Below are 14,264 nucleotides of genomic sequence, written 5' to 3'. Positions count from 1 at the left end.
TATACCAACCGAATCGACACGAAGGAGCCACCATGGCCGTCCAGTTCCTCACCCCCGATGGTCTGTCCGCCGAGACCCCGTACCACCACGTCGCGATCGGCACGGGTGCCCGGCACGTGCACGTGAGCGGGCAGATCTCCCGCCTCGAGGACGGGACGCCCGTCGCAGCGGGAGACCTGGCCGGGCAGGTCGCACAGGCGCTGCGCAACACGGCCGCAGGTCTGAGGGGCGCCGGTGCGACGTTCGCGGACGTCCTGCGCCTCACGTTCTACGTGACGGGGTGGAGCCCCGAGAAGATCGACGACCTGATGGCCGGGCTCGAGCAGGTCGCCCCCGAGGTCGGCCTGTCGCTCCCGCTGCCGCCGGCCTCGCTCATCGGCGTCGACTACCTGTTCGAGCCCGACGTCCTGGTGGAGGTCGAGGCGACGGCGATCCTCGACTGACGGTCGTCGACGACGCTGCCGTCTCGGCTGGGACGATGGTGAGGCGCCGGTCGAGCGGCGCGAAGCACATCATCGTCGTACGCAGGAGGTCGAAGACGTGGGTCCCGCAACTCGTCCAGCGGTGGAGTCCGATCTGGAGCCCGCCGCGCGCGTGCTGGCCGGAGCCTTCGACAGCTACGCGTGGACGCGATGGGCGCTGCCCGACGAGGACTACCGAGGTCGGCTGCACCAGGTCCAGCGCCTCTACCTCGGCCACGCGCTCGAGCACGGCATCGTCGTCGTCGACGAGCACGTGCGTGCGGTCGCGGCCTTCCTGCCGCCGGATGCCTCAGCACCCGGCGAGCAAGTTCGACGGCAGGTGGCCGAGCTGCACGGATCACGGCTCGAAGCGCTGATGCAGGTGGCGTTGCCCCAGCCGCCTGCCGGGTCGTGGACGCTCGAGACCGTCGGCGTCGACCCGGCGCACCAAGGGGCAGGGCTCGGCACCGCCGTCACCTCCGAGGGGTTGGCCACGATCGACGCGGGCGGCGTGCCGGTCGCGCTCGAGACCTCCGACGGCCGGAACGTGCGCCTGTACGAGCGGCTGGGCTTCGCGGTCGACGCGACGACGACGATCCCGGACGGTCCGGTCGTCTACTCGATGAGCCGCCGCGCCACGAAGCCCGGCCAGGGCACGCCCTAGGGTCGGACCATGGCTGGACGGGGCAGGGGCAAGGACGTCACATCGGGCTTCGCGCCATGGGCGGCACCGGAGTCGCTGACACGACTCGAGACGATCCGGGCCGACGTCGAGCGCGAGGTGAGCACGCTCAAGGGCTTCCGCCGGCGCGTTCGCCAGCGCGGGGAGTGGTCGCTGCTGCCGCTGCTCGTCGGCGGGCCGATCATGGCGTGGGAGGTCTTCCGGTGGGGCGGGACGCTGATCGCCGATGCCGATGGCGACGTGGGCCTGACGTGGCGGTGGTTCGTCGACTCGCCGTCGGTGTGGTGGGCCGCGGTCGCCGTCGTGCTGCTGGCGATCGCCCGCGTCTCGATCGTGACGCGCATCCGGCGTGAGTTCCGGCGGTTCCGCCGCGAGGGATGGGTGGCGTTCCAGGCGCCGTCGGGCTGGGTCAACCTCAACACCGACGGCCCGAGCCACGTCGTCCACGACCACCGGTCGGTCGGCGGAGCGGCCCAGTACCGGGCCCGCGACCTCGGCGAGCCCATCGTGCTCGTCTCGGCACCCGGCATGCGGGCGGACGCCTTCGTCGCCGTGCTCGAGCAGGTGCGCGCCGACATCGTCCGCCGTGTCCACGCCAAGGACCAGATCGAGGTGTTCAACCAGGAGCGCAAGACGCTCCGCGCGGCCCCCGCGGCGCGGTGGTTCCCGGCGGCAGCCGGCTGCCTGCTGGGGGAGGGCGACGACCGCATCCTGACGGTCGCCGTCCCGGCTCCCTCCAAGGGCGGACGGCGCACGCGACTCGGCAGCATCAAGCTCACCCGGGACGAGGCCCAGGCCCTCGAAGGGGGCTCGAGCGCCGCTCGATGACATGCGGACCATGCCGTCTAGTCCCTTGTGATGGTTTTCGATTTTCCGTGCGATCTTGGCAGTTACTCAGGGTTACGCTTCTCGCGCGTCACCGAGGGGATCGGTGATTCGGTGGGGTGTCGTGCGGTCTTCCGCGGCCACTGGACGCGTCCCTGAACGGTGAGCATTCGGCCGGGAATCTCTTCCCGCTAGAGGAAGAACTCACCATGAAGACCGTCAAGACCTCTCGCGCACTCGCGCTCGGCGTCACCGCCGCGCTGGCTGCCTCCGCCTTCTCCTACTCGCCCGCCAGCGCTGCGCCCAGCCTGACGCTGGACGCCCGCTCCCAGGACGGGAAGGCCTTCCAGGTCGCCGACTACGCCGACGGCGACATCACGGTCCAGGTCACGGACGGCACCGACGCCGTCGACGTCGACGACAGCCAGGACCTGCGCTACTCGTGGACCGTCACGCCGTTCGCGCCGAACGCTACGCCGGTCACCCTCCCCGCCATGGGCGCGGACGTCCAGGCCACCGACGTCAAGGGCGCGTTCGTCGTGCCGCTGCCCATCAGCCAGGGGCCGGGCACCTACAAGCTCACGGCCGTCCTCGACGAGCCGGCCGGCACCATGGGCGCCCCGACGGCGACGCTCGACCTGGCCGTCGGCACCAGCACCGCGACCATCGACGGCCTGGGTGCCAGCACGCCGGGTCTCGTCCAAGAGGGCACGTTGACGGTCACCGCCCCCGACAACACCTTCGGCACCGATCTCGACAGCCAGCCCGACCCGGTCGCGGGCCAGGCCTACTCCCTGACGGTCGACCACGGCTTCTTCACCGGCGGCGAGGCCACTCCCAGCCGCATCGGCGACGAGGCAGGAAACCTGACGAACCTCGGCACCCGCCTCACCGGTGTCACCGACGCCAACGGCGTGCTGAAGTTCGACGTCGGCATCGCCCGCGACGCCGGCTTCGACGACGACGGACGCGTCGCCGCGACGGTCAAGCTGAGCGGCAGCCTGGCGGCCTCTGACGTCGTCGACTGGTCGACGGACGACACGCTCAACGGACGGGTCGCCATCCGCACCTCGCCCACGAGTGAGCAGACGAACCCCGTCAACCCGACGCTCGCCGGCAACCAGACGTACTACGACGTCTTCGCGCTCGACCAGTTCGGCAACCCCGTCGACGACCAGACGATCTACCTGGACTACACGGGACGCCTCAAGGACTACATCGCCGACGACACAGAATTCCAGTCGAACTTCGACACCATCGGCGACATCTTCGTGGTCTCGAACGTCGCCGACCGGATCACCGTCACCGGCACGTGGGAGTCGGCGCCGTCGTACCGCTACATCAACAACCAGGGTGGTGCGGCCCGCGTCACCGATCCTGCGGCCCGCCCGGACGCGGTCGGCAGCACCGCCACCACGACGTACGAGATCGACTTCAACGCCTCCCGCTACTCGATGTCGTCGTCGGTGAGCGACACCGTCCGCGTCGGCACGACCGTCACGCAGACGGTCCGCGCCGTCGACCAGCAGGGCAACCCGATCGAGGGCTTCCAGGTGCGGTTCCTGCGCTTCGGCCCCGACGCCACCAACGGCGACGTCGTCGCGACCAAGTCGACCAACGCGCTCGGCGAGGCCACCTACTCGTTCATCGGGACGCGTCGCGGTCGGGCGCTGATCACCGCCGAGGTCACCGACGGCAACCGGCGCAAGGAGCTCAACGGCTCGGCCGCGTTCGGTGCCGCCGTCAACGCCCGCCTGGCCCGCACGAAGGGCAAGTCCTCCGGCGGTCGCGTCGACCGCCTGACGGTCTCGGCGACCAAGCTGGCCAAGGGCGCACGCGTCAACCTCTACAAGGTCGTCAAGGGCAAGCAGAAGCTCGTCGGCAGCAAGAAGCTGGGCAAGACGGGCACCGCAGCCTTCGCGATCCGCGACCGCAACAAGAAGGCCAAGACGAAGTACGTCGCCGTGGTCCGATCGACGTCGACGTCGATCGCCGACCAGTCGCGCGCCGTCAACGTCCGATAACTCAATAACTTCCGAACAGAAGGACCACCGTGAGCTCTCTGCGGCTTCTCCAGCTCAACCCTCGTCGTAGGGCCACGGTCGCCAGCGTCGCCGCGCTGTCGATGCTGGTCCCGCTGCTCGGACAGTCCCCGGCGTCGGCGGCTCCCGCCGAGCTGCCGAAGGACGTCTCGTCGGTCCGCATCGGGCTGATCAAGCTCGGCAGCGCCCTCGCGGCCGCTGCCGAGCAGCCGGCACTGTCGGACGACCTGCCGCTGACCGACACGTCGGTCCGCGACGTCCTGTCGCTCGACACCGCGATCGGGACGCTCGTCGACGACGCGCTGTCGGCCGACTCCGACACGACGCTCGACACGCTGGGCGAGGCCTTCCCGGCCGACGGCCCGCTGACCGTCAAGGAAGTGCCCCCGCTGGCCGACGCCCCCGCAGGCAGTCGCGAGTGGACCATGAAGGTCGCGCTCAGGGCCGCCCGTCCCGTCGCGCTGACCTACCAGGACGACCAGCTGCAGTTCGGCACGGCGACGCTCGACGGCAAGCTGGCGGCGTCGCTCGACACCACCATCCGGTTCCGCTACGACAGCAAGGCCCTCGAGCTGCGCAAGTTCTCGGTCGTCGGCGCCCCCGACCTGACGACCCACGTCTGGACGAGCAAGACGGGCACCGGCACCGACGTCGACCAGGTCGACGTTCCGGACTTCAAGGCCGTCGACGGCTTCGTCGAGGTCGACGCCTCCGGCACGGCGAAGGTCGACAGCACCACCGTGCTGGCGCTGCGCGACCCCAACGGCCGCGGCCAGATCACCACCGAGGACCTGGAGTTCAGCAGCGCGTCCGAGCTGTTCAACACCACCACCACGCCGGGCGCGGACGATGTCGCGATGGACATCGGCCTCAGCACCCCGATGGAGAGCAGCGCCACGGGCACCGTCACGGTCGGCACCCGCGACGCCAAGGCCAAGGGCAGCTACGCCGAGCCGAAGGTCGCGCGCGAGACCGCCCTGAAGGACCTCTCCTCGCTGACCCGTCTGCAGGCGATCTCCGGATTCACGCAGTACACCAGTGCCATGCAGGCGGTCGAGGCATCGGTCGACCAGTCGTTCCCCCTGCTCGACCGCAAGCTGACCGACCTGTTCTCGCCCGCCAACCAGCTGGTCGACCTGCTGACCGAGCAGGCCACCGCCTCGATCGTGTGCGGCGCCGCCGACACCTCGCCCCCGTCGGGTGCTCCGCGCCCCGGCGAGGTCCGCTACTGCCAGGCGACCACCACGAGCTTCGAGCCGAAGGCCGGCGCCGACATCACGTGGTCGTCGCCCGATGACGGCGTCAAGATCTCCGGCAGCACCGCCGGCACCCTGAGCCGTGCACCGTCCAAGAACGTCGCCGTCTCCGGTGGTGACGGCTTCCCGACCCTGCGCGTCTCCTTCACGGCCCAGGACGGCAGCAAGCACGTCGCGCGCTCGGCCGTCACCTCGATCCAGGACCTCGGCCAGGCCATCGACAAGCTGGGCCTCGACGGCACGGTCGGCTACGACCCGACCAAGAAGTCGCTGCAGATCGCCGTGCGCGAGCAGGGCGACGACCCCGACGAGGACGGCACCAGCGTCCCCACCGGTGGCAACGGCAACCTCGCCCCGCTGACCGGTCTGTCGGGCCTCTGCCAGGCGGTCAAGAACAGCGCCCCCCGCGTCTGCCGCCCCACCGGCGACCAGGCCGACGGCACCACCGTCACCCCCGAGGAGGGTGCCGCGTCGGTCAAGCTCGACGGACGCACCTTCGCCGCCGACTTCGGCATCGGCCTGACCAAGCCGGTCGAGCCGGTCGCGGGCCAGCAGGCCCCCGCCGATCCGACGTTCTACGTGGTGCCGGGCGACGACGGCCTGATCTACCAGGTCGACGACGCCTCGGCGAAGCTGACCAAGGACGCCCAGATGGTGGCCCGCATCGGCTTCCTGCAGGCCGACGTGGACGTCACCGACTACTCCGTCTCGCAGAGCGGCAAGGCCGCGTCGGTGTCGGTGCCCACGGGCTCGGTGACGCTGCCCAGCACCGAGAGCGTCGGCGACGCCGTCACGGTGGCCAGTCTGCTGACCCCGACGAAGGACGCCTCGAAGGCGCCGTCGGTGACCCGCGGCCTGTCCGCCAAGGCGACGCTCAAGGTGCAGGACTCCCAGCAGACCGCCGCCGCGGACTCCCGGCCCATCAAGTCCACCGGCACCGTCGAGGCGTCGTGGAGCGACCTGACGCCTGCCGCCCTGCCGAAGGTCACGACCGGTGGCGACTTCGACAAGCTGCGCCTGCTCGACATCGTCCCGGCCCGCCAGTCGACCATGACGGCCGGATCCGGCGACGGCATCATCAAGGACTCGAGCGCCGACTTCGTCAAGCAGTTCGGCCTGGCCGACGTCGCTGCCGCCGACCGCGTCGTCAATCGTCCGCTGTACGACCTGGGCGGCGAGGCGAGCAGCACGGTCTGCACGCAGTACCTCGTGATCGACGCGCAGCAGCTCAAGTGCACCGAAGGTCCCCTGAAGGACGGCGTGGCCAAGGCCGGCCACCCGTACGTCATCGAGGGCGACCAGAACGCGATGCGCGACATCGTGGTCGAGGACCTCGCCGCCGTGCTCAACACGTTCACCACGCCGTCGGACAAGCTCGGTGCCGACCGCACGTTCCCGCTCGTCGACGTCCTGCCGACCGAGATCAGCGCCGCGCGCGACGGGCTCGGCAAGGTCATCAACGACATCCAGGGTCAGATCGACACCGACGTCTCGGCACCCGGCACCACCTCGATCCCGCGGGTGTCGACGATGCAGGAGTTCGCCAAGACGTTCACCACGCTGATGGGCGAGCACGTCAACGGTCAGGACACCGAGGACAAGAGCGGCCGCGAGCTCAAGTTCACCTTGAGCACGAGCGGTTCCGGCAAGCTCGTCCTCGAGTCGGCCCTGAAGACGACGGGTCAGCGCCAGGCGCCCCTGCGCATCGCCGTCGGCGACAGCGACGTCAAGGTCTACGACGACTCCGACGCGGTGGCCAAGCTTCCGGTCAAGGTCGCCTCGCAGGCCCGGTTCGTCATCGGCGTCGACCTCGCGGACGCCAGCTCGTCCGTGCGTGCCGACACCGGCACGTCCGAGAAGATCACGGGCATCGACGGTGACCTCGGCAACGTCCGCCAGCTGTTGGCCGACCGCCCCACCGACTACGGCTCCGCGCGCGTCACCTCGGGCGCCAAGGACGACATCCAGGTCGGCATCGGCGTCGGCTCCGTCACGAGCCCCGCCGGCTCGGACGAGACGTGGATCCCGATCACCTCGCTGGCCGACAAGATGGAGCAGACACGCTCGGTCGACGGCAGCGCGCAGGGCTGCGGCAGCACCCCCAAGTCCGCCAAGGTGGCCGCCTGCTTGAAGCTCCCCATCGTCAGCACCCCGGCGACCGACGCGCTCGACGTGGCCCTCGAGGCCGACCAGAGCTCGGGCGGCAGCGGCGGCTCGATGAAGCCGCAGCCGATCGCCTACCGCTTCCTGGCCGAGGGCCTCGGCGCCCTGAACTCGACGCTGGTGGACGCCCTCGACGGCGACCAGCTGCTCGAGAACGAGACGATCCCGATGAGCCTCCCGCTGGTGGGCACCGACCTCGACGCCGGCACCGACGTCCCCGCCGACGTCAGGACCTACGTCTCGGCCGCCCGGGCCGCCCTGGCGCCGGTCGAGAAGTCCGTCGCCGAGACCGACAAGGTCTCCAAGCTCGCGACGGACCTGAAGGCGGCACTGACGAAGCTCAACACGAGCGCCGACGGCAAGAAGCTGACGTCGACCTCGGGCGACCCGGTCATCACCTGCGGCACGGCGTGCACCGACTCGTCGACCGTCGCGGACGTGCAGAACATCGAGGTGCCGATGAGCCTGAAGGGCAAGGCGCCGACGACCAAGGACGTCCCGTTCCACGTCGGCCCCATCGGCTCGACCATCATCACCGACCTCACGGTGCCCGCGACGGCGTCGTACGACCTGCAGCTCACGATGGGCGTCGCCCGCGGCAAGGGCTCGTACGTCACGCTGAACCACTCCACCGACACCGACCCGCTGCTCAAGGTCGAGGTCGACGCCAACCTGGGCGCCTACACCAAGGAGCGCTGCTCGGAGTGGACCCGGTCGACCGAGTGGACCAAGCAGGTCGGCAGCGGCCTGTCCCGCTCGACGATCCAGCCGTTCGCCAGCGCGAGCTCGGACAAGACCGAGTGCATCGACGCCTACGTCGGCAAGTTCCCCTCGGTCATGGTCGACCGCCGCGACGGCACCAACCGCTCGACCAAGCTCGACGCGACGACCGTCGTCAACGTGACCGCTCCGCCCGCGACCGAGAACGGACGCATCTTCGTCCCGGCGCTGGCCGACAAGGGCGCCGCGTTCACCCGTGACGTCACGGGCAACGGCAAGGTCTCGACGTACTTCGAGTCGTTCGCCGGCAAGGTCGGCTTCTTCGACATCGTCGGCGGCATCGACTACTCCTGGGAGAACGGCACGTACCTCGACCCGGGCGTGGCCTACAGCAAGCTCAAGCTCGACGTCGGCACGCTCAACGAGGCCGTGCTGCCGGGCTTCAAGAAGGCCCTGGCCTGGACCGCGCCGCTCAACCCGGCGGTCGACCAGCTGTCGAAGCCCATCCCGGTCGTGAGCCAGCTGTCCGAGCTGGTCGGCAAGGGCCCGACGACCCTGCTGACGCTGCTGCAGAAGAAGGACACGCCGATCAACCTGATCATCAACCTGCTGCAGCTGCAGAACGTCGCGGCCTACACGCCGGACGGCTCGATCGACCTGCGTGACATCGGCGCCGGCGACATCGGCGGCTTCAAGGTGGCGCCCTACAAGACGGGCGTCGCGGGCAAGTGCACCGAGACCGGCACGGCCGCCGGCAAGGAGTTCAAGCGCGAGAACGGCGGCAAGGGCGACACGGGCCGCTGCAAGCTGGGCAACTTCGACAAGATGAAGCAGTACGTCAAGGGCGAGAAGCCCGAGAAGGACCCCGCCGGCCTCAAGATCGACAAGACCGTCACGAAGTCCCCCTACATCAGCCTGCCGAGCGTCTCGCTGCCCGTGCTCCAGGACACCAGCCAGATCTTCAACCTGCTGCAGGACACCGGTGACGCCACGATGCTCTACGTCGACCTCGGTCACGCCGGCATCAAGGGTCAGATCGTCAGGAGCTTCGGCCCGTTCGCGGTCGGCCCGATCCCCGTCACGGCCACGATCGGCGGCACCGTCGGCTTCGACGGACGGTTCGCCTTCGGCTTCGACACCAGGGGTCTGTCGCGCAAGATCGAGGGCATGGACACCGGCGACGTCGGCGGCTTCCGCTCGCTGATCACGCAGGGCACCAAGCCGTCCCTGTTCAGCGACGGCTTCTACATCGACGACCTCGAGAAGGGCGCCGACGTCCCCGAGATCCAGCTGACCTTCACCGTCACGGCGGGCGCGGCGATCAGCATCGGCATCGTGTCGGCCGGCATCAGCGGCGGGGCCACGCTCGACCTCTCGCTCGACGCCTTCGACCCCAACGGCGACGGCAAGATCTACACCGACGAGTTCGCCGGCTCGGCCACCGGTCCTGCGTGCGCGTTCAACGTCTCGTCGGGCATCTCGTTCGTGCTGTCGTTCTACTTCATGATCGAGCTGATCTTCTACACGGTGCACGAGTCGTTCGACATCGTCCGCAGCCCGCGCATCAAGCTGTTCGAGTTCAACTGCTCGGTCGACGAGCCGGTGCTGGCCACCCAGCGGACGATCGACGGCAAGAACAACCTGGTGCTCACGATGGGCAGCGAGCGGAGCAACCGCAAGGGCTTCGACGAGGAGCGCGCCGAGAAGTACACCGTCCGCCAGGTCGGTGCGCCCAAGAACGGCAAGATCCAGCTGCAGGTCAGCGCGTTCAACCTCGTGCAGAACTACGAGGTGCCCGAGGGCACGGTCGTCAAGGCCGACGCGGGTGACGGCTCCGACACGATCCGCATGTACCCGATGCCGGCCGTCACCGAGGACGCCGATGGCAACGCGGTCATGCTCGGCCCGGACGACGAGGGCTACGTGGCTCCGAAGTTCACGGCCGACAGCGTCGTGACGGGCGGGTCGGAGTCCGACACGATCGAGACCAGCGACGGCAACGACGTCGTGGCCGGCGACGAGGGCGACGACTCGATCCGCACCGGGCTGGGCGACGACGTCGTCACCGGCGGCATCGGCATGGACCAGATCGACGGCGGACAGGGCCAGGACCGTGTCGCAGGCGGCGACGGCGACGACCGCGTCAACGGCGGCCCGGGTGCCGACGAGGTGCGTGGCAACGGCGGCAAGGACGTCCTCGACGGTGGCATCGGCGCCGATCCGGGCGGACAGTTCCAGCTGTCCGCCAAGGACCGCATCCGTCCGCTGCTCGACTCCGGCGACCTCGTCGTCGGTGGTGACGGTGCCGACTCCGTCACCGGCGGAGACGGCTCGGACGTCGTCGTCGGCGGCGAGTACGCCTCGGCCGGCGCGACCTTCGCCGACACCGGCGAGGTCACGGTCGTGGGCACGAGCCCGACCGGTCAGCTGCTCGACGTGAAGGTCGACAAGATCCCGACCGTCGCGCTGCCCACGACCGAGCAGGTGGCCGCGCAGTGCGCCAGCCCGGGGGCCAGTGGCGAGGTCGGCCCTGACGTCGTCACGGGCGGCAACGACCTCGACATCGTCATCGGTGGCGCCGGCAGCGACACGCTCTCCGGCGGCGGCGGGGCCGACCGCGTGTGCGGTCGTGCCGGCGACGACGTCCTCGACGGCGACGGCACCGATGTCGCCGAGGACCTGCAGGGCGACGACATCGTCCGCGGTGGGCCGGGTCGCGACCGGGTCTACGGCTCGGGCGGCCAGGACGACCTGCAGGGCGACGACGACGACGACCTCGTGCGCGGCGGCACCGGCGCCGACACGATCGCCGGCGGCGCAGGCTCCGACCTGCTGCTCGGCGAGTCCGGCGTGGACGTCGTCGACGGCGACAACGCCGATGGCAAGACCGAGGTGGCTGCGGCCACCGCCGACGCGACGGCCACCGGCCGCAGCATCGTCTGCTCGACGTCGACCAGCGTGGTCGGCGGCAAGATCGACCTCGACGGCGACCTGGCCGGCAACGACACGGGCCAGCTCGAGGGCATGTCGGTCGTCGACGGCGTCGTGACGACCTCGACGGGTGCCGGCTTCACCGGCATCGTCTCGGACGTCGTGTTCGACGACGGCAAGGTCGACCTCGACGGCAACGGCAAGATCGAGGCCCGCACCACGACCAAGCTCGGCGACACCGGCTCGATCCCGCTCGCGGGCATCACCGGGGCCGAGGGCAACGGTGACTGCGTGCTCGGCGGTGACGAGGTCGACACGCGTCTGGCCGGCGGCGCCGGAGCCGACTACGTCGACGCCGGTGGAGGAGACGACCGCAACGTCTTCGGCGGGCCGGGCAACGACCTGGTCCGCGGCGGCGACGGCGACGACCTGGTGCACGGCGACTCCGGTGACGACCTCGTGGCCGGCGACGCGGGCGACGACGTCTTGTTCGGCAACGCCGACGCGGACGTGCTGCGCGGCGGATCGGGCAGCGACCTGCTGGCCGGCGGCAGCGCCGAGAAGGATGCCGTGGACGGCCGCGACGAGGTGTTCGGCGACGGCGGCGACGACGTCGTGCTGGGTGGCAACGGCACCCTCGAGCGCACCTCGCTGCCCGAGGACGAGGACCCGTCCCCGATCCGCAACGTCGCGGTGACGCTGCTCGACACGAAGCCCACTGCGGACGCCGCCACGCGCGACGACCTGGTCTACGGCGGAGTCGGCAACGACTGGGTCTTCGCCCAGAGCGGCAACGACGAGGCCTACGGCGGCCCCGACCAGGACGTCGTCGAGGGCGGCCCGGGATCGGACCGCGTGCAGGGCGACGACGGTGACGACCTGGTGGTCGGCGGCTCGTCGACCACCGGCGAGGTCACCAAGGACCGCACGGCCGCGGGCACGCCGGACGGCGACGACACCGTGGTCGGCGACGACGGCGTCGACGGCGACGACGGCTCGGACGTCATGGTCGGCGACAACGCCCGCCTGCAGATCGACCGCACGAAGATCCGTCCTCGGTGGCAGAACGTCCGCAGCGAGGTCGCGATGACCCTGTTCGACGTCCCGCTGACCAAGGACGCGGCTCCGAGTGCCGAGGCGAGCGGCGACGACACGATGTCGGGCGGCGGCGAGGACGACCTGATCGTCGGTCAGAGCGGCGACGACGTCATCGAGGCCGGAGCCGGCAACGACGCGGTCGAGGGTGGCGCCGGTGGCGACACCGTGAGCGGCGGCGACGGGAACGACCACGTTCTCGGCGGCTCCTGGACCGCGGCCACCGCGGACCAGGCCGACGTCCTGCACGGCGACGGGGGAGACGACGTGCTCCTCGGCGACAACGGCACCACGCCCACCGCGTACTCGCTGTTCGTGAACCTGCTCGACGCCCCGGCGCCGGGCGCGAACGGACCGGGCGGTGTCGCAGGTGGCGACACGATCGTCGGCGGCGCCGGCGACGACCGCCTGTTCGGTCAGGGCGGCGACGACCGCGTCTCGGGCGAGGCGGGAATCGACGTGCTCGAGGGCGATGCCGGCACCGACACGCTGTCGGGCGGCGAGGACGACGACGTCCTCACCGGCGGCAGCTCGTCGCAGGACGGCGTCATCTCACCCAGCCGCAGCGGCGCCGGACAGCTCGACACGAACGACACGCTCTCGGGGGGAGCGGGCGACGACGTGCTGGCCGGCGACAACGCCCGCCTCGACACCACGACCCTGACCCGGGTCGACGGCACGCGGCTGCGGTCGGTGCTGCTGTTCGACCTGGCGACCGCCACGTCGAGGGCTCCGCGGGGCACCGGCGGCGACGACTCGCTGAACGGCGACGAGGGACGCGACCTGGTGTTCGGCCAGACCGGCAACGACGGCCTGGCGGGTGGATCGGGCGACGACTACCTCGAGGGCAACGACGGTGCCGACAGCCTCGTCGGCGGCGCCGGCGAGGACGATCTCGTCGGCGGCGGCTCGAGCCGCACCGGTGCGGTCATCACGGCGTCCGGCGGCTCGGTCGACGACCGGCTGCTGACGGCACCGGCCAAGCTGACCGACGCGTCGGCGTCCGGCCTGCTCGACGGCAACGACGCGCTCGACGGCGGCGACGCCCGCGACGTGCTGCTCGGCGACAACGGTCGCGTCACCCGCGGTGGACCTCTCGCGGTCCTCGGCGGCGGCGCCTCGGGCCCGCACGCCGTGCGCAAGGTCGCGATGGCCGACTCCAAGCCCGGGGTCTGGGCCGGCAGCGACCAGCTCGTCGGAGGACAGGGCGACGACGACCTGTACGGCCAGTTCGACAACAGCGGCACCCGCCGTCCCGCCCAGCAGATCGGCGGTGTCGCGGTGCGCGGCGACGTCCTGGCGGGCGGCGCCGGCGACGACGCCATCATCGGCGACCAGGGCGTGGACGTGCCGACCCCGGCGGCCTCGCTGGGTGCGGTCAACCGCACGGTGAAGAGCAAGGGCAAGAAGCCCTTCATCCGCGAGGTCGTCCGTCCGCGCGGCACCCTCGTGCGGGTCGTCACCACGACCCACGCGCGGCTCGGCGGCGACGACGTGATCCTGGGCGACGACGGCGGGGACTCGATCCACGCCGGAGCAGGCCGTGACGTCGTCAACGCGGGGGCGGGCAACGACGTCGTCTTCGCCGGTGACGGTGCGGACGCGATCTGGGGCGGGGTCGGCCACGACCGGATGTTCGGCGGCGAGGGCAACGACCTGCTCGACGTCAAGCGCCGCGCCCGTGACGCCGCGCTGTGGAAGCTGGTGGCTCCGAGCCAGGACACCGACACGCGTCGCCGCACGACCAACGGCGGCGACCTCCTGTACGGCGGATCGGGCGCGGACGGCCTGCAGGCCGACGAGGGCGACACGGGCAGCAGCCGTCGCCGCGCGCAGGGCGACCGGTTGATCGACTGGAAGGCCAAGGCCAACGCGTTCAAGGTCTGCCGCACGGGCCGGGGCACCGGCAAGGTCATGGACGAGTCGGACTCGTCGATGGTCAAGGCGCTGCGCGAGCTGGCGGCGGCGTCCGGTGCGGTGGGCTCGAGCGAGCTGGCCGTCCCGATCCGCGAGCGCATCACGAAGTTCCCGGGGCGTCCCGGCTTCGTGTGCGAGCGCTGACCTGACGAACGACGAAGGCCCCCACCGC

5 protein-coding genes are annotated in these 14,264 nt (G+C 70.8%); all 5 read left to right on the top strand.

Going from position 1 to position 14,264, the window contains the following annotated elements; genetic code table 11:
* The first annotated feature begins 32 nt into the window (after positions 1-32).
* The 5 genes from DX116_RS00720 to DX116_RS00700 all read left to right on the top strand — a co-directional run bounded on the left by DX116_RS00720 (position 33) and on the right by DX116_RS00700 (position 14,236).
* Entirely contained in the window at positions 33-443 is a 411-nt protein-coding gene (locus DX116_RS00720) for a RidA family protein (protein ID WP_119702337.1), read from the top strand.
* Positions 444-564: 121 nt separating this feature from the next.
* Positions 565-1,125, top strand: a complete 561-nt coding sequence (locus DX116_RS00715; protein ID WP_233556521.1) for a GNAT family N-acetyltransferase — start codon at positions 565-567, stop codon at positions 1,123-1,125.
* Positions 1,126-1,134: 9 nt separating this feature from the next.
* On the top strand, positions 1,135-1,971 hold the full coding sequence (locus DX116_RS00710) for a hypothetical protein (RefSeq protein ID WP_119702335.1): 837 nt from the start codon (positions 1,135-1,137) through the stop codon (positions 1,969-1,971).
* Between the two features lie 206 nt (positions 1,972-2,177).
* Positions 2,178-3,992, top strand: a complete 1,815-nt coding sequence (locus DX116_RS00705) for an Ig-like domain-containing protein (RefSeq protein WP_119702334.1) — start codon at positions 2,178-2,180, stop codon at positions 3,990-3,992.
* 29 nt (positions 3,993-4,021) lie between these two features.
* Positions 4,022-14,236 carry a calcium-binding protein gene (locus DX116_RS00700; RefSeq protein WP_119702333.1) on the top strand — a complete coding sequence of 3,405 codons (10,215 nt, stop codon included), beginning with the start codon at positions 4,022-4,024 and terminating at the stop codon, positions 14,234-14,236.
* Positions 14,237-14,264 lie beyond the last annotated feature (28 nt).

Source organism: Aeromicrobium endophyticum, from assembly GCF_003586285.1.
Taxonomy (GTDB): domain Bacteria; phylum Actinomycetota; class Actinomycetes; order Propionibacteriales; family Nocardioidaceae; genus Aeromicrobium; species Aeromicrobium endophyticum.
Note: the sequence above shows the minus strand (reverse complement) of the source record. Positions and strands in the feature narration are given on the sequence as shown.